The following is a 26,381-nucleotide window of genomic DNA, read 5'->3' as shown; positions in this document are numbered from 1 at the left end:
GGATGTTCGCGCCAAATACTCCCTCTCCCCCCGGGGAGAGGGTCGGGGTGAGGGGGACGCAGTGCGTGGCGTTGCTCGACGCGCAAAGTCCTCGCCATTGAAGCAATCCTCGCCACGCACCCCCCTCACCCTAACCCTCTCCCCGGGGGGGAGAGGGGACAGCAGCAGGTGGAAGGGGGCTACGCGATGACCAACCTCAGCCTCGCGCTCCGGCTTGCCCGGCGGGAGCTGCGCACCGGCCTGAAAGGGTTCTGGGTCTTCCTCGCCTGCCTCGCCCTGGGCGTCGCCGCCATCGCCGCGGTGCAGTCGGTGTCGAGCGGGCTGCTCGACGGGCTGGCGAGCGACGGGCGTTCCATCCTTGGCGGCGACGTCGCGTTGCGGCAACTCTACAATCCGCCGGCCGACGGGCAGATGGCCGCGCTGAAGGCCGGCGGCCGGGTGTCGACCTCCGCCGAGATGCGGGCGATGGCCCGCGCGGATGACAACGTCCGCTCATCGCTGGTCGAGCTGAAGGCGGTCGACGATCTCTATCCGCTCTACGGCGCCGTGACGCTGGACGGCGGCGGCGACCTGCGCGACGCGCTGGCGCAGAAGGACGGCCGCTGGGGTGCGGTGGTCGAGGCCAGTCTGGTCGACCGGCTGGGCATCAAGCCCGGCGACACCATCCATGTCGGCGAGGGCGCCTACCGCGTCGCCGCCGTGCTGGACCGCGAGCCGGACCGCGCTTCCTCCAACGCCTTCTCGCTCGGACCGCGCCTGCTGGTGGCGCTGCCGTCGCTGGCGAACACCGGGTTGCTGCAACCCGGCAGCCTCACCTGGTGGAGCACCAAGGTGGCGCTGCCGCCGGACACCGACCTCAAGGCATGGCAGGATACCCTGCGCAGCCGCTTCCCCGACGCGCCCTGGCGGATGCGCGACTACACCAACGCCTCGCCGCAGATCGAGCGCTTCATCGACCGCATGACGCTGTTCCTGACGCTGGTCGGGCTGACCGCGCTGCTGGTCGGCGGCGTCGGGGTCGGCAACGCGGTGCGCAGCCATCTCGATTCGCGTGCCCGCACCATCGCCATGATGAAGTGCATCGGTGCGCCCGGCGCCCTGGTGTTCCAGCTCTATCTGGCGCAGATCCTGGCGCTGGCGCTGCTGGGCATCGTCATCGGGCTGGCGCTGGGGGCCGTGGCGCCGCTGGCGCTTGGCCGGCTGCTCGACGGCGTGCTGCCGGTGTCGGCCCACATCGGCGTCTATCCCGGCGCCCTGGCGCTCGCCGCCCTCTATGGCGTGCTGACCGCGCTGACCTTCTCGCTGTGGCCGCTCGGCCGGGCGCGCGAGGTGCCGGCGGGCGCCCTGTTCCGCGACGTGATCGCCCCGGCCGGCGGACGGCCGCGCACGCCTTATACGGTCGCGATGGTGGTATCGGCCGCGGCGCTCGCCGGGCTGGCGGTGCTGACCGCCCACAACAAGATCTTCGCCCTGTGGTTCGTCGGCGGCTCCATCGCCACCTTCCTCGCCTTCCGCGCCGCCGCCGCCCTGGTCACCTGGGGTGCTGCGAGGGTAGGGCGGGTCAGGCGTCCCGGCCTGCGGCTGGCGCTCGCCAACCTGCACCGGCCGGGCAACCCGACGGCGGCGGTGGTGCTGTCGCTGGGGCTTGGCCTGACGGTGCTGGTCGCCATCGCGCTGATCCAGGGCAACTTCTCCCGCCGGGTGTCGGAGACGATCCCGCAGGACGCCCCGGCCTTCTTCTTCGTCGACATCCAGCGCGACCAGTTCGACCCCTTGCGCGAGCTCGTCACCGCCGTCCCCGGCGCCAGCGCCTTCGAGGCGGTGCCGAGCCTGCGCGGTCGGATCGAGCGGGTGAACGGCGAGGATGCCGAAAAGGCGCTGGTCAACCCGGAGCAGGCCTGGATCCTGGCCGGCGACCGCGGCATCACCTATTCGGCGACGCTGCCGAAGCACTCCACCGTCACCGCCGGGTCCTGGTGGCCGACCGACTATGCCGGGCCGCCGCTGATCTCCATCCACCAGAGCGTCGCCGAGGCCTTCGGCATCGGTCCCGGCGCCACCATGACCGTCAACATCCTGGGCCGCAGCTTCGAGGCGAAGGTCGCCAACGTCCGTTCCGCCGATTTCAGCAGCATGGCGATCAACTTCACCATGGTCTTTGCCCCCGGCACGCTGGAAGGGGCGCCGCAGACCTGGGTCGCCACCGTCCGCGCCACGCCGGACGCCGAAACGCAGGTGCAGCGCGCCGTCCTGCAACGCTTCCCCAACATCACCATGGTGCGGGTGAAGGACGCGCTGGACACGGTGGCGGAGATGCTGGGCCATATCGGCACCGCGGTGCGCATCGTCGCCGGCATCACGCTGGCCGCCGGCACGCTGGTGCTGGCCGGGGCGGTCGCCGCCGGCCACCGCCGCCGGGTCTACGACGCGGTGGTGCTGAAGGTGCTGGGGGCCACGCGCGGCGACATTCTGCGCGCCTTCCTGCTGGAATACGGGCTGCTCGGCCTGCTGACCGCGGTCATTGCCGGCTTCATCGGAACCTTGACCGCCTGGGCGGTGCTGAAGTTCCTGATGCATTGGGAATGGAGCTTCCTGCCGTCGGCTGTCGTCACCACCGCGTTGCTGAGTACGGCGATCACGCTGGCTTTCGGGTTCTATGGTACTTGGCGGGCTCTGGGCCAGCCTTCGGCGCCATTGCTTCGGAACGAGTGACTCCCGTATGATGAAGCCGCAGGAAAAACGAATCGTGAAAGCTTTTTCATCTGGAAAAAGCGCCGCCGATTCCTATTGAACCGCCTGGCGGACTCGCCAATATGTCCTGCGACGGGATCACCCAATTCCACCGAGGAAACCAAACCATGGCAGACCCGACCTATAACCGCTTCGCGACCGCAGGCCGCGCGACAGATCGGGGATACTTCGACGAAGGCCTGCGCCAGCACATGCTGCGCGTGTACAACTACATGGGTGCCGGCCTGATCCTGACGGGTCTGGTCGCCGCGCTCGTGTCGTCCAGCCCGGCCATGATGGCCACCATCTTCGGCACGCCGCTGAAGTGGGTGGTGATGCTGGCGCCGCTGGCCTTCGTCATGGTGCTGTCCTTCGGCATCCAGCGCCTCTCCTTCGCATCGGCACAGATGATCTTCTGGGCCTATTGCGGTGCCATGGGCCTGTCGATGTCGGCCATCTTCCTGGTCTTCACCGGGGCGTCGATCGCGCTGACCTTCTTCGTCACCGCCGCGACCTTCCTGGCGATGAGCCTCTACGGCTACACCACGAAGGCCGACCTGTCGAAGATGGGCTCGTTCCTGATGATGGGCGTCATCGGCCTGGTGATCGCCGGCCTGGCGAACATCTTCTTCCAGTCGCCGGCCCTGCACTTCGCGATCTCCGCCATCGGCGTGCTGATCTTCACCGGCCTGACCGCCTACGACACCCAGGCGATCAAGGAAAGCTACGCCGAGGGCTACGATCACGAGAGCACCGGCAAGCTGGCCCTGATGGGCGCCCTGACGCTGTACCTGGACTTCATCAACCTGTTCCAGTTCCTGCTGCAGTTCCTGGGCCAGCGCAACAACGACTGAGCCTGAGGACATCCGACCCGAGACGCCCGATCGGACAAGCACCTGATCGACGCAGCAGCCGCCCGGAAGCACCCGCTTCCGGGCGGTTTTCTTTTGGGCCCGCTCAGGACTCTACCGTCACCAGGTCGCCCACGGCCAGTCCCAGCACCCGGTCGGCCCGCCCGCGGTTGACGGCGATCTCGGCCAGCCCGTTGGAGTTTTCGTACCACAGCGGCTGCCCCGGCCCGACGGCGCCGAAGGTGCGGGCGCGGGCGACGCGGGCGCCACCGGCGGTCAGCACCGCGTCGGCGGGCAGGGCGGAGGCCCGCAGGCCAGTCATGACGTTGCCGTAGACATCGACATAGACGATGCGCGGCAGCTCCTCCGGCCAGTCCGGCCGGTCGATGGCGGCGGGATTGAGCGGGCTGCGCGCGACGGCCCGGCCGGTGGCAAGGCTGGCGGCGACGGGGGCGAACAGGTCGCGGCCGTGGAAGCTGGCGGACAGCCGGTCCGGGATCCAGTCGATTGTCCAGGCGTTTAGCGACGTTGCGCGGCGCGCGATCAGGGCGAAAAGGCCGTTGTCCGGACCGACGAACCAGCGCCCGTCGGCCTCCACCATCACCGGCCGCCGGTCAGTGCCGACGCCGGGATCGACAACAGAGAGAAAGACGCTGCCAGCCGGGAAGGCCGGAGCATAGGCTGCCAGCAGATAGGCGGACAGCTGTGGGTCGAAGGCGGGGGCGTCGGCGAACAGGTCGATGACCGGCACGCCGGGCGCCTGTTGTGCCAACACCGCCTTCATCTGGCCGGTGTAGGGGCCGGAAAGTCCGAAATCGGTGAAAAGCAGGATCATCGAGGGCCTTCTCACCAGTGCTGTGGTGGTCTTGGCCCCCATCCTACCCCCATCCGAACCCCGCACTCACACCGACTTGGTATCGAGCGCGTAGCCGGCCGACCGCACGGTGCGGATCAGGTCCAGCTCGTCCTCCTCGTTCATCGCCTTGCGCAGGCGGCGGATGTGTACGTCGACCGTACGCGGCTCGACATACACGTCGTGGCCCCACACCAGATCGAGCAGCTGCTCGCGCGAGAACACCCGGCCGGCATGCTGCATGAAGTGGCGCAGCAGGCGGAATTCGGTCGGGCCGAGGTGTACGTCACGGCCGTTGCGGCGGACGCGGTGGGCGGCCAGATCCATCGTCACGTCGGCAAAGGTCAGCACCTCGTCGGTCATGCCGGGAGAGGCGCGGCGCAGCACCGCGCGCATGCGGGCGACCAGCTCGGTCGGCGAGAAGGGCTTGGTGATGTAGTCGTCGGCGCCGGAGTTCAGGCCGCGCACCCGGTCGCCTTCCTCGCCGCGGGCGGTCAGCATGATGATCGGGATGTCGCGGGTCTTGGCGTTGCGGCGCAGCTGGCGGCAGACCTCCAGCCCGCTCATCAGCGGCAGCATCCAGTCGAGCAGCACGATGTGCGGCGTCTGCTCGCCGGCGGCCAGCAGGGCCTCCTCGCCGTCGCTGGCGGTGGCGACGCGGAAGCCTTCCTTTTCCAGGTTGTACTTCAGCAGCGTCAGGATGTCGGCCTCGTCCTCGACGATCAGGACGAGCGGCTTCAGGGCCGCGTTCATGGTGGCTCCGTTGACAGCGCGCGTCTCGACGTTAACCGGCATGGGACAGCCTTTTCAACAAAGGAGGAGGGGAGGGCGCAGAGGTAAGGCGGGGCTCAGCCATAGCGGCCGGTGATGTAGCCCTGGGTGCGCTCGTCGCGCGGGTTGGTGAAGATGTCCTCGGTGTCGTCGCACTCCACCATCTCGCCCAGATGGAAGAAGGCGGTGCGCTGCGACACGCGGGCGGCCTGCTGCATGTTGTGGGTGACGATGACGATGGTGTAGTTGGCCCGCAGCTCGTCGATCAGCTCCTCGATGTGGGCGGTCGCGATGGGGTCGAGCGCCGAGCAGGGCTCGTCCATCAGGATCACCTCGGGGCTGACGGCGATGGCGCGGGCGATGCACAGCCGCTGCTGCTGGCCGCCGGACAGGCTGGTGCCGGGTTCGCGCAGGCGGTCCTTGACCTCGCCCCACAGCCCGGCGCGCTTCAGCGAGGTCTGCACCACCTCGTCCAGTTCGTCGCGGCCGGAGGCCAGGCCATGGATGCGCGGGCCGTAGGAGACATTGTCGTAGATCGACTTGGGGAAGGGGTTCGGCTTCTGGAACACCATGCCGACGCGGGCGCGCAGCTGCACCGCATCGACCGCCTTGCCATAGACGTCCTCGCCATCCAGCGCGATCCGCCCCTCGACCCGGCAGCCCTCGATGGTGTCGTTCATCCGGTTCAGGCAGCGCAGGAAGGTCGACTTGCCGCAGCCGGACGGGCCGATCAGCGCCAGCACCCGGTTTTCCTGGATGTCGAGGTCGATGCCCTTCAACGCCTGTTTGGCGCCGTAGAACACCGTCACCCCGCGGGCGGTCATCTTGTTGGGCAGGGCGGCACCCGCGCGTTGACCGGGGCGGTCTTCGGCGCGGGGCCGCAGCTTCAGCGGGTTCTGAATGCTCATGACGCTCACCACCGTCTCTCGAAAATCTTGCGCAGGATCACGGCCGCGCCGTTCAGCAGGATCAGGACGCCGAGCAGGATCAGGATCGCCGCCGAGGTGCGCTCGGTGAAGGCCCGCTCGGGGCTGTCGGCCCACATGTAGATCTGCACCGGAAGCACCGTGGCGCTGTCGGTCAGCCCGTGGGGCACGTCGACGATGAAGGCGACCATGCCGATCAGCAGCAGCGGCGCCGTCTCGCCCAGCGCGCGGGCCATGCCGATGATGGTGCCGGTCAGGATGCCGGGCATCGCCAGCGGCAGCACATGGTGCAGCACCGTCTGCAAGGGCGAGGCGCCGATGCCCAGCGCCGCCTGGCGGATCGACGGCGGCACCGCCTTCAGCGCGACGCGGGACGCGATGATGATGACCGGCAGCGTCATCAGCGCCATCACCAGCCCGCCGACCAGCGGGGCGGAGCGCGGCATGCCGAAGAAACCGAGGAACACCGCGAGGCCGAGCAGGCCGAAGATGATCGATGGCACCGCGGCGAGGTTGTTGATGTTCACCTCGATCAGGTCGGTCCAGCGGTTCTTCGGCGCGAACTCCTCCAGATAGACCGCGGCGGCGATGCCGGTCGGCACCGACAGCGCCATGGTCACCAGCAGGGTCAGCAGCGAGCCGGCGATGGCGCCGCCGATGCCGGCCTGTTCCGGCTCGCGGCTGTCGCCGGCGGTGAACAGGGTGGTGTTGAAGCCCTGCGCCAGCGCGCCGGAGGCCAGCAGCGCGTCGGCGGCGGCGACCTTGGCGTCGCTGAGCCCGCGCTCGCTCTCCGGCAGGTCGCGGCGGTAGCCGCCCTTCACCAGCTGGTCGATCTGGTCGTCGGCGCGGACCCAGATCGTCTGCGTGGTGCCGGCCAGCGCCGGGTTCTTCGCCACCATCGCCTCCAGCTCGTAGGGTGCCCCCGACGACAGCAGGTCGTTCAGCACGCGGCGGCCGGCGCGGTCGGTGACCTGGGGGAACTGGGCGTAGAGCGCCCGGCGCAGCGGGGCGGCGTAGTTGCGGTCGGCGACCTCCGCCGGGTCCAGCGTCACCTCCAGCCGGATGCGCGCTTCCCAAAAGGCACTGGCGCCCTTGGCGACGATGGAGCCCAGCAGCAGAACCAGCATCAGCGCCGCCAGCGCCACCGCGGCGGCGCCGGCCAGCCGGAAGCGGCGCTCCGCGGCATGGCGGGCGCGCAGACGGCGGGCGAAGGCCTCGCTGCGCAGGCGCGACTTCGGCGGGGTGGTTGAGGCGGGGGAGGGCGTCACGGCCGCCGCGTCCCGCTCGACGAGGTCAGTCATATTTTTCCCGATAGGTCCGGACCACCCGCAGGGCGACCATGTTGAGGCAGAGCGTGACGAGGAACAGCACAAGGCCGAGGCCGAAGGCCGACAGCGTCTTCGGGCTGTCGAACTCCTGGTCGCCGACCAGCAGCGTGGCGATCTGGGTGGTGACGGTGGTGACCGCCTGCAATGGGTTGGCGGTCAGGTTGGCGGTCAGGCCCGACGCCATGGTGACGATCATCGTCTCGCCGATGGCGCGGCTGACCGCCAGCATCACCGCGGCGACGATGCCCGGCAGCGCCGCCGGCAGCACCACCTGCCTGATGGTTTCCGACTTGGTGGCGCCGAGGCCGTAGGAGCCGTCGCGCAAGCTCTGCGGCACCGCGTTGATGACGTCGTCCGACAGCGAGCTGACGAAGGGGATGATCATCACCCCCATGACGATGCCGGCGGCCAGCGCCGATTCCGAACTGACGTCCAGCCCCAGCGCCTCGCCGACCGAGCGCACGAAGGGCGCCATGGTCAGTGCTGCGAAGAAGCCGTAGACCACGGTCGGGATGCCGGCCAGGATCTCCAGCGCCGGCTTCAGCCAGGTGCGCACGCCGCGTCCGGCATATTCCGACATGTAGATCGCCGCCATCAGCCCGACCGGCACCGCCACCGCCATGGCGATCACCGTGATCAGCAGCGTGCCGGCGAACAGCGGGATGGCACCGAAGGAACCGCTCGATCCGACCTGATCGGCCCGCATCGCCATCTGCGGGCTCCAATGGGTGCCGAACAGGAAGTCGAGCGGTGAGACGACGCTGAAGAAGCGCAGCGCCTCGAACAGCAGCGACAGGACGATGCCGACCGTGGTCAGGATGGCGACCAGCGAACAGACGACCAGCGCCACCCGCACCACCCGCTCCACCGCCGGACGGGCGCGCAGGTCCGGGCCGATGCGGTGGCGGCCCCAGGCGAGCCCGGCGACGGCGAGGCTGGCGCCGACCGCCAGCAGGCTCCAGCCGGCGAGATCGCGGAAGCCCGCATAGCGGCGCGCCGCCTCGACCACCAGCGGATCGGAGTCGCGCCCGGTCGAGATGCCGTGGGCGAGGTTGAGGATGTCGGCCTTCAGCAGGGCGACCGACTGGCCGTCACCGGTGGTCAGCCGCTCCGGCAGGGCCGACAGCACCAGCTGCATCGCCAGCCAGCCTTCCGACGCCGTCCAGGCGACGAACAGCAGCAGCGCCGGCAGCCCGGCCCACAGCGCGACATAGACGCCATGATATGACGGGACCGAATGCAGCTCCGCCACCCGCCCGCCAACGGACGCCGCCGCCCGCGACCGGCCGATCATGAAGCCGATCAGGGTGAGCAGGGCCAGGATCAGGGCGAGGAGGGTCAGCTGCATGCGGGTCGCTCAAGAGGAGGAGTTGGTCAGAACTGCAACGGCGTCAGGTTGACCGCCTCGACGCGGGCGGTGTCGCGCAGCGCCTTCGGCTCCGGGATCAGGCCCTTGTCGACCAGATAGCCGTCGTCGCCCATCGCCCGCTCCGACGTGTATTCGCCGATGAACTCGCGGATGCCCGGAATGACGCCGGCATGGGCGTTCTTGACATAGATGTAGAGCGGGCGGGCCAGCTCATACTTGCCGGCGGCCACCGTCTCCGCCGTCAGCTCCACCCCGTCCATCTTCGCGGATTGCAGCGTGTCGCGGTTCTGGTCCAGGTAGCTGTAGCCGAAGACGCCGAAGGCGTTGGGGTTGGCGAGCAGTTTCTGGACGATCAGGTTGTCGTTCTCGCCGGCCTCGACATAGACGCCATCCTCGCGGATCGTCATGCAGGCGCGCTCGCGCGCCTTCTCGTCGGGAACCGCCTTGGCGACCTCGGCCAGTTTTTTGCAGCCTTCCAGCATCGCCAGCTCGTTGAAGGTGTCGCGCGTCCCGGAGGTGGGCGGCGGCCCCAGCACCTCGATGGCCGCCTTGGGCAGCGACGGGTCGATGTCGGACCACAGCTTGTAAGGATTGGCGACCAGGGCGCCGTTGACCGGCACCTCCTTCGCCAGCGCCTTCCACAGCAGGACGGTGGACAGTGACACCGGCGCTGCCTTCTTCGAGGAGGCCAGCGCGATGCCGTCATAGCCGATCTTCAGCTCGGTCATCGTGGTGACGCCGTTGCCGGCGCACTGGTCGATTTCCGACTTCTTGATCCGGCGCGAGGCGTTGACGATGTCGGGATGGGCCGGGCCGACGCCGGCGCAGAACAGCTTCAGCCCGCCGCCGGTGCCGGTCGATTCGACCACCGGGGTCTTGAACTTGCCGGTCTTGCCGAAGGCCTCCGCCACCGCGGTGGTGAAAGGGAAGACGGTGGAGGAGCCGACCGCACGGATTCTGGTCGCGCGACTGCGCCCAGGCCGGGGCGGTGAAACCCACAGCCAGGCCCAAAGCGGTCGCGGCGAAAACATGGGTCCGGATGGTCACGGGTGCCCTCCTCGATCAAACGGAGACTGGTCCAGCGGAATTGCGCGGACCATAGACCCGGAGGGCGACCGATTGATTACGTTTTTATGACGCTTTCATGACAGCGTCATGGAATGGTGCGCCCCTCTCACACCCCGCCATATCCCCTCTCCCCCCCGGGGAGAGGGTTAGGGTGAGGGGGAAGCACGGCGGCCCTTCCACGAAAATCCTGACGCGTCTCCCCCTCTCCCCGGCCCTCAGCTCGGGAAAGGGAAGGGGCCTCGGCCGGCAGATAGACCGTGAAGGCGCTGCCGACCCCGACCTCGCTTTCGATGGTCAGCCGGCCGCGGTGGCGGTTCAGGATGTGCTTGACGATGGCCAGCCCCAGCCCGGTGCCGCCCATGGCGCGGGAGCGCGCGGCGTCGACGCGGTAGAAGCGCTCGGTCAGGCGGGGCAGGTGGGTGCGGGCGATGCCGTCGCCGCGGTCGCGCACCGACACCGACACCATGGCAGTGCCGCCGCGCCCGGCCCGCTTGTCCTTCGCCACGCCGCCCGGCGCCGGCAGGCCGGTGAAGCCCACCGCGGCACCGTCGGCCAGCGCCACGCTGACGGTCACGTCGGTGTCCTCGCGCGTGTATTTGATCGCGTTGCTGACGAGGTTCTGGAAGACCTGGGTCAACTGGTCCTCGTCGCCGACGACCGGCGGCAACTCCTCCGGCGCCTCCAGGCGCAGGCGGATGCGGCGCTCCGCCGCCTTCAGCTGAAGCGCGGCGATGACGTTCTCCAGCTCCTCCACCACATCGACGCGGCCGTTGGGCTGCATGTGCTCGTCAAGCTCGATGCGCGACAGCGACAGCAGGTCGTTGACCAGACGGGTCATGCGGCTGGCCTGATCGTGCATGATCGCCAGGAAGCGGTCCTGCGCCTCCGGATCGTCGCGGGCCGGGCCGCGCAGCGTCTCGATGAAACCCAGCAGGGAGGACAGCGGCGTGCGCAGCTCGTGGCTGGCGTTGGCGATGAAGTCGGCGCGCATCTGCTCCGACCGGCGGGCGGCGGTCACGTCGTGCAGGGTCAGGATCGCCATGCGGGCGACGGTGGGCGGACGCGGCGCCGGCTCCTCCTCGATCTCGCCGTCCAGCAGCGAGGGGTCGGGTTCCTGCACCAGCCGCTGGAAGGGCTTCACCTGCGCCTCGAAGCTGCGCTCCACCGGCACCGGCAGGGTGAACTCGATGATGCGGGACGCACCGCCGCGCAGCACCGAATCCACCGCTTCCAGCACCGCCGGCGTGCGCAGGGACGAGGCGAGGTCGCGGTCGACGATCTTGTCGCCGAACAGCTCCCGCGCCGTCTGGTTGGCGCGCACCACCTGCCGGTCGGCATCCATCAGCAGGAGAGGGGCGGGCAGGGCGTCGATCACCGCCTCGTCGGCGTCCAGCTGCATCCGCACGCTCTCGGCCCGGCGCAGCCCGACCCGGTGCAGGCGGCCGATGGTGGCGGCCAGCGCCTTCAGCGCGGGCGGCGTGCCGGCCGGGGCCAGCGGCTCGTCGGCTTCGGCCAGCCGGGCGGCATAGTCGGTCACTGCGTTGGCATCGCGCCGATAGGTCCGCAGGATCTGGACCGCACCCGCCACTGCCACGATGCCGGCCGCCAGCGCCAGCCCGCCATGCAAGGCCCCGCCATAGACCGCCCAGCTCAGCACGCCGGCAAGGGGGGCCAGCATCAGCAGGATGGCGGTCAGAAGCGGGGTGGGCGGCGACGCCTTCTGGCGCATGGGGTGGCACCGGATTTGAGAGTGGAGACGGAACAGGAAACCGCAGGTTCAGCCCTTCTACACCATCGCCACGACCCCCGCGCGGCGGTCATAAAAGATTCATGGCGGCGACTGTGCGGCTGGCCGTTGACTCCAATATCCTGGACCTTCATTCTATCTTCATGGAAAAGATGGAAAACGACATCGACAGCCGGCTTGCAACCCGGTTGCGCACGCTGCGGGCGGATCGTGGCCTGACGATGGACGGCTTGGCCGAGCGGTCGGGCGTCAGCCGCTCGATGATCTCGCTGGTGGAGCGCGGGGAGAGCAGCCCGACGGCCTCGGTGCTGGAACGGCTCGCCGCCGGGCTTGGCGTGACGCTGGCGACGCTGTTCGCCGAGGCGGAGCGCGAGGACGCCGACCCGGTGGTTCGCCGCGCCGACCAGATCGCCTGGACCGACCCGGCCACCGGCTATCGCCGCCGCAACCTGTCGCCGCCGGGCTATCCGTCCCCCATCGAGCTGGTGGAGGTGGAGCTGCCCCCGGGCGCCCGCGTCTCCTACGACAGCGGCACCCGCGCCGCCGTTGTCGAGCAGCAGATCCATCTGCTGGACGGCACCATCGAGCTGACGGTGGGGGAGGTGACGCACCGGCTGGACACGGGCGATTGCCTCGCCATGCGGCTCGACCGGCCGACCGGCTTCCACAACCCGACCGACCGCACCGCCCGCTACATCGTGGCGCTGACCACTGAGGGGCGCGGCGGGTCAAACGCCGTTAAACGCTGAAGGAGCGAGCCATGGACGCTGCCTGCCTGGACCCGAACCGGCGGAGTGGAGACGGTGCGGTGACGGTCCGCCTGCTGACGGCGGAGGACGCCGGCGCCGCCGTGCCGGGCCTGACCGACGTGCTGCTGGATTGCGTGGAGGGCGGCGCGTCGGTCAGCTTCATGGCTCCCCTCGACCGCGCCACCGCCGAAGGCTTCTGGCGGAGCGTGGCGGCCGGGGTGGAGCGGGGGGAGCGCATGTTGCTGGTGGCGGAGGATGGCGAGGGCGTGCTCGGCACCGTCCAGCTGGTTGTCGCCCAGCCGCCGAACCAGCCGCACCGCGCCGACCTGTCCAAGATGCTGGTCCACCGCCGCGCCCGCTGCCGGGGCGTCGGCGCCGCCCTGATGCAGGCTGCCGAGGATGCGGGACGCGCCGCCGGCAAGACCCTGCTGGTGCTGGACACCGCCTCGCCCGAGGCCGAACGGCTCTACACCCGCGCCGGCTGGGTGAAGGTCGGCGTCATCCCGAACTTCGCCCTGTGGCCGCAAGGAGGGCTCTGCGACACGGCGTTCTTCTACAAGGCGTTGGGGTGAGTGCATCCTTTAAACCCCTCTCCCGGGGCGGGAGAGGGGGGTGTCCTCCACCGCGGCGGAAGAAGAGGCGTCCTACCTCACCTCACCACGGCAGCGAGTCATGCGCCGCCAATGCTGCGGCGGTGACGATGTCGTTGACCGAGGCGCCCATGGTGACGATCTGCGCCGGCTTGTCCAAGCCGATCAGCAGCGGGCCGATCATCTGGCCGCCGGCCATCTTGTTCAGCAGCTTGGCCGAGATGTTGGCCGAATGCAGGCCGGGCATGATCAGCACGTTGGCCGGACCGGACAGCCGGCAGAACGGGTAGACCCGCTTCATCAGCTGGTAATCCAGCGCCACGTCGGCCGACATCTCGCCGTCATACTCGAAATCGACCCGGCGGCTGTCGAGGATCGACAGGGCTTCCCGCAGCGGATCGGTGTTCGGATGCGGCGTCTGGCCGAAGTTGGAGAAGGACAGCATCGCGATCCGCGGCTCGTGCCCCATCTGCCGGGCCTTGGCCGCAGCCCCGATGGCGATGTCGGCCAGCGTCTTGCCGTCGGGACGGACATGGACGGTGGTGTCGGCGATGAAGACGGTGCGGTTGCGGGTGATCGACAGGTGCAGGCCGAACACCGGCCCGCTCGCCTTGGGATCGATGACGCGGCGGATTTCCTCGTAGGCGACGCCGAAGCTGCGGGTCAGGCCGGTCACCATGGCATGGGCGTCGCCCTGCGCCACCATGCAGGCGGCGAAGACGTTGCGGTCCTGGTTGACCATCCGCTGGCAGTCGCGCAGCAGCGCGCCCTTGCGCTGCAGGCGGCGGTAAAGGTGGTCGGCATAGCGGCGGTTGGCGTCCGACAGGCGGGCGTTGTGGATCTCGAACTGGACGTTGGGCTGCCCCATCGCCGTCAGCTGTTCCCGGATGACCTCCTCCCGGCCGATCAGCACCGGCGTGCCGTAGCCGTGGGCGCGGAAGGCCATGGCGGCGCGGATCGTCCGCTCCTCCTCGCCCTCGGCGAAGACGACGCGGCGCGGGTTGGTCCGCACCTTCTCCAGGATCAGCTCCAGGCTGTCGGCGGTCGGGTCCAGGCGGGTGCGCAGGCTGTGCTTGTAGCTGGTCAGGTCGAGGATCGGCTTGCGCGCCACCCCGCTTTCCATCGCCGCCTGGGCGACGGCGGCCGGAACCGTGACGATCAGGCGCGGATCGAACGGCACCGGGATGATGTAGTCCGGGCCGTAGCGCAGCCGGCGACCGGAATAGGCGGCATCGACCTCGTCCGGCACGTCCTCGCGCGCCAGTGCGGCCAGCGCCTTGGCGGCGGCGACCTTCATCGCCTCGTTGATGGTGGTGGCGCGGACGTCGAGCGCGCCGCGGAACAGATAGGGGAAGCCCAGGACGTTGTTGACCTGGTTCGGATAGTCGGAGCGGCCGGTCGCCACGATGGCGTCGCCGCGCACCGCCTTGACCTCCTCCGGCGTGATCTCCGGATCAGGGTTGGCCAGCGCGAAGATGATCGGCTTGGCCGCCATCGACTTGACCATCTCCGGCGTCATCGCCCCCTTGGCCGACAGGCCGACGAACACGTCGGAGCCGGCAACCGCCTCTTCCAGCGTGCGCTTGTCGGTGTCGACGGCGAAGGACGACTTCCACTGGTTCATGCCGTTGGTGCGGCCGCGGTAGACCACGCCCTTGGTGTCGCACAGGATGATGTTTTCACGTGAAACACCCATCGTGCAGAACAGCTCGGCGCAGGCGATGCCCGCCGCACCGGCGCCGTTCACCACCATCTTCACGTCCTCGACCTTGCGGCCGGTGATGTCGCAGGCGTTGATCAGGCCGGCGGCGGCGATGATCGCGGTGCCGTGCTGGTCGTCGTGGAAGACCGGGATGTCCAGCAGTTCGCGCAGCCGCTCCTCGATGATGAAGCAGTCGGGCGCCTTGATGTCTTCCAGGTTGATGCCGCCGAAGCTGGGGCCGAGGAAGCGCACGCAGTTGACGAATTCGTCCACGTCGCGGGTGTCGACCTCGAGGTCGATGCCGTCGACGTCGGCGAAGCGCTTGAACAGCACCGCCTTGCCTTCCATCACCGGCTTGCCGGCGAGCGCACCCAGGTCGCCCAGCCCCAGCACCGCCGTGCCGTTGGAAATGATGGCGACGATGTTGCCCTTGGCCGTGTAGTCGTAGGCGAGCGACGGGTCTTCGGCGATGCGCAGGCAGGGGGCGGCGACGCCGGGGGAATAGGCCAGCGCCAGATCGCGTTGGGTGGTCAGCGGCTTGGTCGGGGTGATTTCCAGCTTGCCGGGCCGGCCGCTCGAATGCAGCAGCAGGGCCTCTTCGTCGGTGACGCGCTTGGTGTCGGACATGGATGTCGTGTTCCTCAACGGAGTGCATAGCCCGTCGGTCTTCATTGATGCCCTTCTGGGCGGTGCGCTGCCGACGGTGGGGCCGCGATGGTACACGCGGCACGCGCAACTCGCCAAGCCTCCAAAGCCCGCTTTTTGTACGAATCATGCATTTTTTTGACGATTGAAGACACATTCAGTTGGTATTGCGTCCTATCTGCTGCGCTCGCCTTGCATGACCATGGCGTTTGGGATGGCCGGGCGGTGGCTGTTACCATCGGGGGCGGTCCCGCGATCCGCGCTTTTCCGCCTCTGCCGGAGCCTCCATCTTGTCCCAGGCCACACGCCCTGCGGCGCCCACCGCTTTGACGCCCGACGAACGCCGCATCACGCTGGTCATCGCGGCGGTGCAGTTCATCAACATCCTGGATTTCATGATGGTGATGCCGCTCGGCCCCGACTTCGCGCGGGCGCTTGGCATTCCGGCGGCACACATCGGCTATATCGGCGGCAGCTACACCGCCGCCGCCGCGGTGGCCGGGCTGATCGGCTCGATGCTGCTCGACCGCTTCGACCGCCGCAGGGCGCTTGCCGTGGCGATGGCCGGGCTGATCGTCTCCACCGCACTCGGCGGCTTGGCCTGGGACTTCCCGTCGCTGCTGGCGGCCCGCGTGCTGGCCGGGCTGTTCGGCGGTCCTGCCGTCGCGGTCGCCATCGCCACGCTGACCGACCAGGTGGCGCCGCAGCGGCGCGGACAGGCGATGGGGGCCGTGATGTCGGCCTTCTCGCTGTCGGCCATCGCCGGGGTGCCGGTCGGGTTGGAGCTGGCGCTCTATGGCGGCTGGCGCCTGCCATTCTTCGCGGTGGCCGCCGCCGGGCTGGTCGTCGCCGTCGCCGCCATCGCCATCCTGCCGCCGCAGCGCGGCCATCTGGCCGCCGGGGCAGGGGCGGGGGTGAAGACCGGCGCGTGGGTGCGGATGACGGCGCTGCTGTCCCGCCGCAAGGTCTGGCTGGCCTACGCCACCGTGGCACTGGTGCAGGTCCAGCAATTCATGATCGTCCCCAACATCGCCGCCTATGTGCAGGGCAATCTGGGCTTCCCGCGCGACCATCTGAGCCTGGTCTACATGACCGGCGGCGCGCTGAGCTTCTTCGCCTCGCGCTGGGCCGGCCGTCTGGTCGACCGCCACGGCTCCAGCGCCATCACTTTCGCGGCGACCGTGGGGTTGAGCGTCGTGATCTTCACCGCCTTCATCGGCTACCGTCCCTGGATGCCGGTGCTGGGGCTGTTCCCCTTCTTCATGACCTTCGTCGGCGTCCGCATGGTCGCCAACGGCGCCGCCTTCTCCCGCGTGCCCGACCCGCAGGAGCGCGCCGGCTTCATGGCGCTGGTGTCGGCGGTCCAGCATCTCAGCTCGGCCTTCGGCGCCTTCCTGTCGGCGGAGATCCTGACCAACGCGCCCGACGGCCGGCTGGAGCATGTCTCGACCATGGCCATGGTCTCCATCGCCATCGGGCTTGCCATTCCCATGCTGACCCTGTGGCTGGAGCGGGCGACGCGCGCCCCGGCGCCGACAGCCGCCGTCATGCCGGCACCTGTACCGGTGGCGGCGGACGCCGTACTGGACGGGGCGGGGCGGAGCCGTTAGCTTGCCGCCGATCTGCAAACGACCTTCGGAATGATGCCCATGCGCCCCTCCGGCCGCGCCTTCGACCAACTGCGCACCGTCTCCCTCGAACCCGGCTTCAGCCGTTATGCCGAGGGGTCCTGCATGGTGCGTTTCGGCAACACGCATGTGCTGTGCACCGCCAGCGTCGACGAGACGGTGCCGCGCTTCCTGAAGAACACCGGGCTGGGCTGGGTCACCGCCGAATACGGCATGCTGCCGCGCTCCACCCACAGCCGCAGCGACCGTGAGGCGGCGAAGGGCAAGCAGTCCGGCCGCACCCAGGAAATCCAGCGTCTGATCGGCCGCGCGCTGCGCGCCGTCACCGACCGCTCGGCGATGGGCGAGAAGCAGATCAAGATCGACTGCGACGTGATCCAGGCCGACGGCGGCACCCGCACCGCCGCCATCACCGGCAGCTATGTCGCCCTCCATCTGGCCTTCCAGCACCTGATGCAGATCGGTGCCTTGAAGACCATGCCGCTGACCGATCAGGTCGCCGCCGTCTCTTGCGGCCTCTACCAGGGCAACGCCGTGCTCGACCTCGATTACGACGAGGACTCCAAGGCGCAGGCCGATGCCAACTTCGTCCTGACCGGCAAGGCCGGCATCGTCGAAATCCAGGGCACCGCCGAGGAAACCCCCTTCTCCGAGCCGCAGTTCATGGAACTGCTGACGCTCGCCCGCAAGGGTGTCACCGAGCTGGTGGCGTTGCAGAAGCAGGTTCTTCAGATATGACCCTATCAGTTCCACTGCCTTGATATAGCTTGGGTGAGGCAGTCAGCGATTGACGTTGGCTGCCCACCCGGAGGTCCAAATTTTGCCATAAAATTCAGCCTATCCAGTCGGGACCTTTTCTCAATCACCTCCCATTCCCTTTCTTCCTCTAATCTGAGAAACATAAGAAAGTTTTTTACTGCTTGTCTAACCTTGCTCTTTACTACTGCTGCAGGATGCTTGCTATCAGCGTGCTTAGCGGGATAGATCTCGTTTATGGGAATGATATACCTTTTAGGCATTACTACATCAACAACTATCAGTTCTAGATATCTAACTTGCGTAAATATACAATTGACATAAAAATCTCCTGACATTGATAATTTTATCTTCGATTTCTCTCTTACGTGCTCGACAATATAACCAACATCAATTTCTACCAACCCATACTTAAGCAAGACATTCAAAGCCTGACGGATTGAGAAGGTATCATATCCGATTGCATTGAATTCCTTGGTCATTTCTTCATATTCTGCAGACGGTCTGCGCTTCAAGAAGAACATGATCCTTGGAATGATAAGTGTGTTTCTATAATCATTAACGTTAGTTGATATGTCTGCATTAAATATATTTGCGATAGGTGATGCATCTTTGTCGTAAAAGGGGTAATGTATGGCCATCAAGCACTCTATTATAAGATGAATTGGGAATATGCTTTCATCTCCATGTGATGTTTTATCAACCGCCCTCGTACCACCAAACACCAACTGGAATATTGGCAGGTAATTGAGTTTACATGAGTGAAATAGGTAATAAACTATCTTCATTAATATTTTCATGTTTTTGTTTGATATACAAAGTAGCATATATCGGGCTGGTCTCTCCTGCGTAAGATCAAGGATCTTTAACACTTCCATCAGAAAAGCATGAGCAGTTTCTGGGGAAATTCTGACGCTCTTTGCTGTTACAAATCTCTTTTGTCCATGCTTGTCTTGCTCATAAATCTCGATGCTATGAGACTTGTTCTTTATATAATGCGAGAACCTATTTCGCATTGCATAAACTCTTTTGGAGATTATGGCACTTGCTGGAGGTTGAGGCATCTTCTTAGTAAAATAGTGATCGGTAGAAAAAAACTCGTTTCTAGTGTAAGTTCTGACTGGAAGAATTATGCATGTCTTTGCAGTACAAACAGTCTCACTGCACAATCCTTTCAAATACCTAGCGAATTCACCACCTGCCATTTTCTTGTGAAAGTTCCCCTCATCGATATTGTCTACAACAAAAACAACGTGAGTAAAACCACAATTGGTAAGCACAAAGCTTAACAAGTTTGAGAGCGACATACGGTTTATCGACTCCGACATATTAATAATGTCCTGAATAGATACATTATGTATGCCATTCTGGTTTAAGTAAAATTTAGAAAAATCTAGAGGACCACTGAATTTTGAATGTGAAGACGACCAGATTTGATTTTTCAACTTTTCTAGGAAGTTCTTTTCTACATCTGAGAATGGTGTAGACTCTGATATCATCGAGGAAAACATATCCATATAGACACAAAGAAAGCTCTTATTATGCCTCACTCTAATTTTTTTCTCGCATAGGTATTTTATAAAAGTTGTTTTTCCTGTACCAACATCTCCAGTTAGTACGTAAATCTTTCCCTCGGGTAGATTGTGATCGAAAAACAGAAGATTTACCATTTTATCTTCAAATGATTGATCTTTGCTTCCATCAAATCTCTCTACATATAGCTCATCTATTACACGGTTGTTATTATAATCGGAGCTAAAAATTTCGTCAAAATCCTTGGTAAAATGATCAAATAAATCATTGTACGCTCTCCATTCATCAAGATTATTCTCGATTTCATCTAAAGAGCGAACTCTATCTGTATCAAGTAATTTAAAGTTGCTCATATGAACAAACTCCATACTTCAAAGGGAATAGACTGTTTTATATACAAGAGCCCAGGCAAAGGGTCCAGAATAGAACGTTTCCTTATGGACCTTCCACTCACCGAGCGCTAAACAGTGGACGCGAAGGAAACACCGTAATGAAATCTATGCCTCGAATTTTTCAAGGCGACACCCTCGTCATCGCCAGCCACAACAAGGGCAAGGTGCGCGAGATCGCCGAGTTGCTCGGCCCCTATGTCGCCACCTTCACCGCGGCCGGGGAGCTGGGCCTGCCCGAGCCTGAGGAAACCGGCACGACCTTCATCGCCAATGCGGAGCTGAAGGCCAAGGCCGCCGCCGCCGCCGGCCATGTGGCGCTCGCCGACGACAGCGGGCTGGTGGTGCCGGCGCTGAACGGCGATCCCGGCATCTACTCCGCCCGCTGGGCCGGCCCGTCCAAGGACTTCGCCATGGCGATGCAAAAGGTCGAGGACGGTCTGGCCGGCAAGTCCGACCGCAGCGCCTATTTCGTCTGTGCCCTGTCGCTCGCCTGGCCGGACGGCCATGTCGAGAGTGTGGAGGGCCGCTGCTATGGCACGCTGGTGTGGCCGCCGCGCGGGCCGCATGGCTTCGGCTACGACCCGATGTTCCTGCCCGACGGGCACGGGCTGACCTTCGGCGAGATGGACCCGGCGAAGAAGCATGAGATGAGCCACCGCGCCGACGCCTTCCGCCAGCTGGTGGAGCGGTGCTTCCGGTGAGCGGTTCTGATCCCGGTTTTGCCGTCTACGTCCATTGGCCCTTCTGCAAGTCGAAGTGCCCCTACTGCGATTTCAACAGCCATGTCCGCGAGCGGGTCGATCATGACCGCTGGCGGGCCGGGCTGCTGCGCGAGCTGGACCATTACGCCGACCTGACAGCCGGGCGCACCGTCACCTCGATCTTCTTCGGCGGCGGCACCCCGTCGCTGATGGAGCCCGCCACCGTCGCCGCCATCGTCGACCGTGTGGCCCAGCGCTGGACGGTCGCCGAGCGGTTGGAGGTGACGCTGGAGGCCAACCCGACCTCAGTCGAGGCCGACAAGTTCCGCGCCTTCCGCAGCGCCGGGATCGACCGCGTCTCGCTGGGCATCCAGGCGCTGGACGACGCCAGCCTGAAGTTCCTCGGCCGCGAGCACAACGCGGCGGAGGCGACCGGCGCCATAGACCTGGCAGCGCGGATTTTCGACCGCTTCTCCTTCGACCTGATCTATGCCCGTCCCGGCCAGACGGTGGCGGCCTGGCAGGCGGAGCTGGCGCGGGCGCTGGACTACGCGGTCGGCCACCTGTCGGTCTATCAGCTGACCATCGAGCAGGGCACGGCCTTCTATCCGCTCCATGCCCGCGGCGATCTGGTGCTGCCCGACGAGGATCTGGCCGGCGATCTCTATGAGGCGACGCAGAGCCAGCTGACGGCGGCCGGGCTGCCGGCCTACGAGATTTCCAACCATGCCCGTCCGGGTGAGGAAAGCCGCCACAATCTGACCTACTGGCGCTATGGCGACTATGTCGGCATCGGTCCCGGTGCCCATGGCCGGCTGACGCTTGACGGCGGGAAATTCGCCACCCGCGCCCACCGCGCCCCGGAGATTTGGCTGGAGCGGGTGGAGCGCGACGGTCATGGCGCCGCCGCTCCCGACCCCATCGACCGCGACGCCCGCGGGACCGAGCTGATGATGATGGGGCTGCGCCTGACCGAAGGCGTGCGGCTTGCCCGTCTGGCGGAGGAGACCGGACGGACTTTGGACGATTTCGTCGATCCGGCGGCCATGTCCCGTCTGATCGACGGCGGTTTCCTCGCTCGCGATGCCGACCGTCTGGTTGCCACACCGGAGGGGCTACAGCGTCTGAACGCGGTGCTCGGCGCAATTCTGGCGTAAAATCGCTCAGCTCCACCGGGGAAAGGGCATGGCATGCTCATCACTCTGATCGTCGCCGCCGCAACGAACGACGTGATCGGCCGCGACGGCCGGCTTCCCTGGACCCTACCCAGCGACCTGCGCCGGTTCAAGGACCTGACGATGGGCAAGCCGATCCTGATGGGCCGGAAGACCTGGGAGTCGCTGCCGCGCCGTCCGCTTCCCGGCCGGGACAATCTGGTGATCAGCCGCCAAGCCGAAGTTGGCGAAAAGGACGGCGCCCGCTGGTTCAACGGGCTGGGTGCGGCGGTGTCGTGGGCGCAGGAGTCCGGCGCCGCCGAACTCTGCGTCATCGGCGGCGCCGCCCTGTTCCGCGAGACGATGCCGATCGCCGACAGCCTGCACCTGACCCGCATCGAAAGCGCCATCGAGGGCGACACGCTGATGCCGCCGATCGGAACGGACTGGGCCGAGGTGTGGTCGAGCGCGCCCATGGAAGAGAACGGGCTGATCTACCGCTACATCGACTTCGCGAAGGAGAGGGGGTAGGGGCGCGAACACCCCCGACAAAGCCCCGTTACTCTTCCCCGCCCAGCCGGTGCAGCACATCGTCCAGCTGGTCGAGCGTCTGGTAGTGGATGGTGATCGTCCCGCGCTGTCCCTGCGGGTTGATGGCGACCTTCAAGCCGATGCGGGCGGAGATCTCCTCCTCCAGATTGATCAGGTCGACGTCCTTCATTGCAGGCGCCGATCCAGCTCCGCCGGCCGCGGCCTTGCCCTTCTTCGCCTTGGGCTGGTCGCCGCGCATCAGGTCTTCGGTCTGGCGCACGTTCAGGCCGCGGGTGACCACCTCGCGGGCGACGGCGGCCGGATCCGGGGCGGTCAGCAGGGCACGGGCATGGCCGGCGGTCAGCGCGCCGTCCTGCACCATCGACTTGACCGGCTCCGGCAAGGCCAGCAGGCGCATCATGTTGGCGACATGGCTGCGGCTCTTGCCGACGGCGCGGGCCAGATCCTCCTGCGTGTGCTCGAACTCCTCCATCAGGCGGCGATAGCCTTCCGCCTCTTCCAGAGGGGTCAGATCCTGGCGCTGGATGTTCTCGATCAGCGCGATTTCCAGCGCCTCGCGGTCGCTGAGATCGCGGATGATGACCGGCACCTCGTGCAGGCCGGCGATCTGCGCCGCGCGCCAGCGGCGTTCGCCGGCGATCAGCTCATAGGAATTAGCGTCCTCGGCGTCGCGGCGGACCAGCAGCGGCTGGAGGATGCCCTTGTCGCGGATGGACTCGACGAGGCCCTGGATCGCCTCGTCGTCGAACTTCCGCCGCGGCTGGTACTTGCCGGGATGGACGAACTCGATCGGCACCTGCTTGGACTGCCGCACCTTGTCGAGCGCCGAGTAATCCTCGGTCGCTTCGCCGAACAGCGCGGACAGGCCGCGGCCCAGGCTGGCGCGGCGGGCGCCGCCTTGTTTGGTGTCGTCGATCATGCGGTCAGTCTCTTCTCACGGCGAAGCACCTCGCCCGCCAGATGGATGTAGGCCTGAGATCCGGGGCAGCGCATGTCGTAGATCAGCACCGGCTTGCCGTGGGACGGCGCCTCCGAGACCTTGACGTTGCGCGGGATCACGGTGTCGTACACCTTCTCCCCGAAGAAGCCGCGGACATCCGCCGCGACCATGTCCGACAGGTTGTTGCGCTTGTCGAACATGGTCAGCACGACGCCGTGGATGTCGAGGTTGGGGTTGAAGGCGCGCTTCACCCGCTCGATGGTGCGGACCAGATGGCTGAGACCTTCCAGCGCATAGAACTCGCACTGGAGCGGGACCATCACCGCATGCGACGCGACCAGCGCGTTCAGCGTCAGCAATCCCAGCGCCGGCGGGCAGTCGATCAGGACGTAATCGTATTCCAGCGCGCTGTTGGCGACGGCCTCGCGCAGGCGGAACTCGCGGCGCTCGGCGCCGACCAGCTCGATCTCGGCACCCGACAGATCGACCGACGAGGTGATGATCGACAGGTTAGGCACGGAGGAGGGAGTGGCGGCCTCCTCCAGCGACACGTCGTCGAACAGCACGTCGTAGATGCCGACGCGGCGGTCGGAGCGGGGGATGCCGAGACCGGTGGATGCGTTGCCCTGCGGGTCGAGGTCGATCACCAGCACCCGCTTGCCGATGACGGCGAGCGCGGTGGCGAGGTTGATCGTCGTCGTGGTCTTGCCCACGCCGCCCTTCTGGTTGGCAATCGCAACCACGCGGGCAAGGGGACGGGTGACGGCAGACATGGCAGCCTCTCGGGAGTCCGGTTGGCGGGAAGAGGGCGGGGGAACGGTGTCAGGCACGGTCTTCACGCACGCTCAAGATGGCTCACACGCAGGATGGTCCCGCTCGGATCGGTGCGGCTGTCGAATCGCTCAGGAACCAGTGTCCAATATTGCGTTGCAGCGGTCAATTCGTCGTCCAGTGCCGCGCCCTTCAGGAACAGGCACTTGCCGCGCGATCCGATGAAGGGATGGGCCCAGCCGAACAGGTCGGCCAACGGCGCCAGGGCGCGGGCGGTGACGACATCGGCCTCGATGCCGGTGACGGTTTCGATCCGCTTGGTGTGGACGGTGACCGGAGCTTCGCAGACCCGGGCGACCTCGCGCAGGAAGGCGCATTTGCGCACGTCGCTCTCGATCAGATGCACCTGCGGCACGCCGAGAATGGAGAGCACCAGACCGGGGAAGCCGGCACCGCTGCCGAGATCGACCAGCACCTGCACACCGTCCGGCAGCAAAGGGTAGAGCTGGGCGGAGTCGAGGAAATGGCGCTTCCAGGTGTCCGGCAGGGTGGAGGGGCCGACGAGATTGATCTTCGGCTGCCACTTGCGCAGCAGACCGTCATACGCGATCAGGCGGTCGAGCGTTTCACGTGAAACACCGGTGGCCTCCTGAAATGCAACCGCATCGAACCCGCTCATTCCGCGGCCACCCCGGAGGCGTCAATTTCGGACGACCCCGCATCGCGGCGCTTCACATGGCGCAGCAGGGCGACCAGAGCCGCCGGGGTCATGCCGGGAATGCGCGCGGCGGCACCCAGCGTCGCCGGACGTGACTGGCGCAGCTTCTGCCGGATTTCGGCGGACAGGCTGCCGATGCCATCGACATCGAGATCGTCGGGCAGGGCGAGGGACTCGTCCTTGCGGAAGGCGCGGATATCGGCCTCCTGCCGGCCGAGATAGCCGGCATATTTGCCGTCGATCTCCAGCTGCTCGGCGATCTCGGGCGCGATCCCGCCAAGCTCCGGCCACAGGCGGGCGAGAGTGGCGAGGTCGATGTCGGGATAGCGCAGCAGGTCGGCGGCGCTGCGGCGCACGCCATCCTGATTGACCGCGACGCCCTGGCGGGACAGCTCGACCGGCGTCGCCTGCAGCGACGCGACCAGGGCACGCCCGGCGGACAGGGCGGCGCTCTTGGCGGCAAAGACATCGCGGCGCTCGGAGCCGACGCAGCCGATGGCGACGCCCTTGGCGGTCAGACGCTGGTCGGCATTGTCGGCGCGCAGCAGCAGCCGGTATTCGGCACGCGAGGTGAACATGCGGTAGGGCTCGTTGGTGCCCCGGCCGATCAGGTCGTCGATCAGCACGCCGATATAGGCGTCGGCCCGGTCGAGCACGAAGCCGTCCGCATTGCCGCCCGCCGCCAGCGCCGCGTTGATGCCGGCCATCAGCCCCTGGGCCGCCGCTTCCTCATAGCCGGTGGTGCCGTTGATCTGTCCGGCTAGGAACAGGCGCGGCGCCCGGCGGGTCTCCAGAGTTGGCTTCAGCTCGCGCGGATCGACATAGTCGTATTCGATGGCGTAGCCGGGGCGGATCAACACCACCTTCTCCAGCCCCGGCATGCTGGCGAGGATGCCGAGCTGCACGTCGCGGGGCAGGGAGGTCGAAATGCCGTTCGGGTAGACGGTGGGATCGTCCAGCCCTTCCGGTTCGAGGAAGATCTGGTGCTTCTCCTTCTCGGCGAAGCGGACGACCTTGTCCTCGATGGAGGGGCAATAACGCGGACCGGTGCCGGTGATCTGGCCGGAATACATCGGGGCGCGGTGCAGGTTGGCGCGGATCAGCGCATGGGCCTCATGCGTCGTCCAGGTGATCGCGCAATCGATCTGCGGCGTGTCGATCCGCTCGGTCATGTAGGAGAAGGGCGGCGGCGGCATGTCGCCGGGCTGCTTCTCCAGCGCGTCCCAATCGATGGTGCGCCCGTCGAGCCGCGGCGGGGTGCCGGTCTTCAGACGGCCGAGCGGGAAGCCGAGACGGGCCAGCGTGTCGGACAGGCCGATGGACGGCGCCTCGTCGACACGGCCGGCGGGGGTGCGCTCCTCACCGATGTGGATCAGGCCGCGCAGGAAGGTGCCAGTGGTCAGCACCACGGCGCCGGCGCGGATGGACTCGCCGGCACCGGTGACGACGCCGACGATGCGCTTCTCCTCGTCGACGATCAGGTCCTCGGCGCCGCCGGCCTCGATGAACAGGTTTTCCTGCTCGGCCAGCAAAGCCTGCATCGCCTGCCGGTAAAGCTTGCGGTCGGCCTGGGCGCGCGGGCCGCGGACGGCGGGGCCCTTGCTACGGTTCAGGATGCGGAACTGGATGCCTCCGCGGTCGATGGCCTTCGCCATCACCCCGTCCAGCGCATCGATCTCCCGCACCAGATGGCCCTTGGCCAAGCCGCCGATGGCGGGATTGCAGGACATCTCGCCGATGGTTTCGACCTTGTGGGTCAGCAGGAGCGTGCGCGCACCCATGCGCGCTGCCGCCGCGGCAGCCTCACAGCCGGCGTGACCGCCGCCGACAACGATGACATCATAGCTTCGCATGTGCGGGACCATAGCGGAACGGCGGCACGGATCCAAGAGGAAGGCGGGGAGGCA

The 26,381-nt window shown here is 66.4% G+C and carries 21 protein-coding genes and 1 pseudogene; 9 read left to right on the top strand and 13 right to left on the bottom strand.

Annotation, left to right across the window (positions count from 1 at the left end):
• Window positions 1–186 precede the first annotated feature (186 nt).
• Together ACWPN3_RS24005 and ACWPN3_RS24000 are read left to right on the top strand one after the other, a co-directional pair.
• Window positions 187–2,712, top strand: a complete 2,526-nt coding sequence (locus ACWPN3_RS24005; RefSeq protein ID WP_492239777.1) for an ABC transporter permease — start codon at window positions 187–189, stop codon at window positions 2,710–2,712.
• 146 nt (window positions 2,713–2,858) lie between these two features.
• Complete coding sequence (locus ACWPN3_RS24000) at window positions 2,859–3,584, top strand: Bax inhibitor-1/YccA family protein (protein ID WP_063635611.1); 726 nt, start codon at window positions 2,859–2,861, stop codon at window positions 3,582–3,584.
• Between the two features lie 103 nt (window positions 3,585–3,687).
• On the opposite strand, the gene ACWPN3_RS23995 is transcribed toward ACWPN3_RS24000, so the two are convergent.
• The 7 genes and pseudogenes from ACWPN3_RS23995 to ACWPN3_RS23965 form a co-directional block, all read right to left on the bottom strand.
• Window positions 3,688–4,416 (bottom strand): SAM hydrolase/SAM-dependent halogenase family protein, encoded by a 729-nt coding sequence (locus ACWPN3_RS23995; RefSeq protein ID WP_492239776.1) that lies wholly within the window; start codon window positions 4,414–4,416, stop codon window positions 3,688–3,690.
• Window positions 4,417–4,482: 66 nt separating this feature from the next.
• Window positions 4,483–5,187, bottom strand: a complete 705-nt coding sequence (phoB, locus tag ACWPN3_RS23990; protein WP_109452346.1) for a phosphate regulon transcriptional regulator PhoB — start codon at window positions 5,185–5,187, stop codon at window positions 4,483–4,485.
• Between the two features lie 95 nt (window positions 5,188–5,282).
• Window positions 5,283–6,113, bottom strand: a complete 831-nt coding sequence (pstB, locus tag ACWPN3_RS23985; RefSeq protein WP_109096012.1) for a phosphate ABC transporter ATP-binding protein PstB — start codon at window positions 6,111–6,113, stop codon at window positions 5,283–5,285.
• Between the two features lie 5 nt (window positions 6,114–6,118).
• Window positions 6,119–7,432, bottom strand: coding sequence for a phosphate ABC transporter permease PstA (gene pstA / locus ACWPN3_RS23980; RefSeq protein WP_492239775.1), 1,314 nt, complete (start codon window positions 7,430–7,432; stop codon window positions 6,119–6,121).
• Window positions 7,425–8,807: a phosphate ABC transporter permease subunit PstC gene (pstC, locus tag ACWPN3_RS23975; protein ID WP_492239774.1), complete on the bottom strand. Its 1,383-nt coding sequence runs from the start codon at window positions 8,805–8,807 to the stop codon at window positions 7,425–7,427. The genes pstA and pstC overlap by 8 nt, the downstream gene beginning before the upstream one ends.
• A gap of 26 nt (window positions 8,808–8,833) precedes the next feature.
• Window positions 8,834–9,875, bottom strand: a pseudogene (locus ACWPN3_RS23970) (PstS family phosphate ABC transporter substrate-binding protein).
• A 127-nt stretch (window positions 9,876–10,002) separates the two neighbouring features.
• Window positions 10,003–11,625: an ATP-binding protein gene (locus ACWPN3_RS23965; RefSeq protein ID WP_492239772.1), complete on the bottom strand. Its 1,623-nt coding sequence runs from the start codon at window positions 11,623–11,625 to the stop codon at window positions 10,003–10,005.
• A 170-nt stretch (window positions 11,626–11,795) separates the two neighbouring features.
• On the opposite strand from ACWPN3_RS23965, the gene ACWPN3_RS23960 reads away from it, so the two are divergent.
• Together ACWPN3_RS23960 and ACWPN3_RS23955 are read left to right on the top strand one after the other, a co-directional pair.
• Window positions 11,796–12,392, top strand: coding sequence for a helix-turn-helix domain-containing protein (locus tag ACWPN3_RS23960; protein WP_492239771.1), 597 nt, complete (start codon window positions 11,796–11,798; stop codon window positions 12,390–12,392).
• 11 nt (window positions 12,393–12,403) lie between these two features.
• Window positions 12,404–12,964: a GNAT family N-acetyltransferase gene (locus ACWPN3_RS23955; RefSeq protein WP_492239769.1), complete on the top strand. Its 561-nt coding sequence runs from the start codon at window positions 12,404–12,406 to the stop codon at window positions 12,962–12,964.
• A gap of 82 nt (window positions 12,965–13,046) precedes the next feature.
• Here the strand turns inward: ACWPN3_RS23955 and ACWPN3_RS23950 are convergent, their stop codons facing one another.
• Complete coding sequence (locus ACWPN3_RS23950; RefSeq protein ID WP_492239768.1) at window positions 13,047–15,311, bottom strand: NADP-dependent malic enzyme; 2,265 nt, start codon at window positions 15,309–15,311, stop codon at window positions 13,047–13,049.
• A gap of 308 nt (window positions 15,312–15,619) precedes the next feature.
• Here ACWPN3_RS23950 and ACWPN3_RS23945 point away from each other — a divergent pair, with 308 nt between their 5' ends.
• Window positions 15,620–16,939, top strand: coding sequence for an MFS transporter (locus ACWPN3_RS23945; protein WP_199237484.1), 1,320 nt, complete (start codon window positions 15,620–15,622; stop codon window positions 16,937–16,939).
• A 39-nt stretch (window positions 16,940–16,978) separates the two neighbouring features.
• Window positions 16,979–17,695 (top strand): ribonuclease PH, encoded by a 717-nt coding sequence (gene rph / locus ACWPN3_RS23940; protein WP_492261782.1) that lies wholly within the window; start codon window positions 16,979–16,981, stop codon window positions 17,693–17,695.
• A gap of 5 nt (window positions 17,696–17,700) precedes the next feature.
• Here the strand turns inward: rph and ACWPN3_RS23935 are convergent, their stop codons facing one another.
• Complete coding sequence (locus tag ACWPN3_RS23935; RefSeq protein WP_492261781.1) at window positions 17,701–19,599, bottom strand: hypothetical protein; 1,899 nt, start codon at window positions 19,597–19,599, stop codon at window positions 17,701–17,703.
• Window positions 19,600–19,736: 137 nt separating this feature from the next.
• Here ACWPN3_RS23935 and rdgB point away from each other — a divergent pair, with 137 nt between their 5' ends.
• The 3 genes from rdgB to ACWPN3_RS23920 are packed head-to-tail and all read left to right on the top strand — an operon-like array spanning window position 19,737 to window position 22,024.
• Complete coding sequence (gene rdgB / locus ACWPN3_RS23930; RefSeq protein WP_492241363.1) at window positions 19,737–20,339, top strand: RdgB/HAM1 family non-canonical purine NTP pyrophosphatase; 603 nt, start codon at window positions 19,737–19,739, stop codon at window positions 20,337–20,339.
• On the top strand, window positions 20,327–21,496 hold the full coding sequence (gene hemW / locus ACWPN3_RS23925) for a radical SAM family heme chaperone HemW (RefSeq protein ID WP_492241362.1): 1,170 nt from the start codon (window positions 20,327–20,329) through the stop codon (window positions 21,494–21,496). Before rdgB ends, hemW begins: the two co-directional genes overlap by 13 nt.
• A gap of 33 nt (window positions 21,497–21,529) precedes the next feature.
• Window positions 21,530–22,024 (top strand): dihydrofolate reductase, encoded by a 495-nt coding sequence (locus ACWPN3_RS23920; RefSeq protein ID WP_109096024.1) that lies wholly within the window; start codon window positions 21,530–21,532, stop codon window positions 22,022–22,024.
• Between the two features lie 28 nt (window positions 22,025–22,052).
• On the opposite strand, the gene ACWPN3_RS23915 is transcribed toward ACWPN3_RS23920, so the two are convergent.
• From ACWPN3_RS23915 to mnmG, 4 genes are all read right to left on the bottom strand, one after another.
• Window positions 22,053–22,964, bottom strand: a complete 912-nt coding sequence (locus tag ACWPN3_RS23915; RefSeq protein WP_098740884.1) for a ParB/RepB/Spo0J family partition protein — start codon at window positions 22,962–22,964, stop codon at window positions 22,053–22,055.
• Window positions 22,961–23,758, bottom strand: a complete 798-nt coding sequence (locus ACWPN3_RS23910) for a ParA family protein (RefSeq protein WP_063635622.1) — start codon at window positions 23,756–23,758, stop codon at window positions 22,961–22,963. Before ACWPN3_RS23910 ends, ACWPN3_RS23915 begins: the two co-directional genes overlap by 4 nt.
• Before the next feature lie 62 nt (window positions 23,759–23,820).
• Window positions 23,821–24,435 (bottom strand): 16S rRNA (guanine(527)-N(7))-methyltransferase RsmG, encoded by a 615-nt coding sequence (gene rsmG / locus ACWPN3_RS23905; RefSeq protein WP_492241361.1) that lies wholly within the window; start codon window positions 24,433–24,435, stop codon window positions 23,821–23,823.
• Window positions 24,432–26,327 carry a tRNA uridine-5-carboxymethylaminomethyl(34) synthesis enzyme MnmG gene (gene mnmG, locus ACWPN3_RS23900; RefSeq protein ID WP_492241360.1) on the bottom strand — a complete coding sequence of 632 codons (1,896 nt, stop codon included), beginning with the start codon at window positions 26,325–26,327 and terminating at the stop codon, window positions 24,432–24,434. The genes rsmG and mnmG overlap by 4 nt, the downstream gene beginning before the upstream one ends.
• Between the last annotated feature and the right edge of the window lie 54 nt (window positions 26,328–26,381).

The organism is Azospirillum sp. UENF 111221 (assembly GCF_058780625.1).
This window is presented reverse-complemented; position numbering and strand designations above follow the sequence as displayed.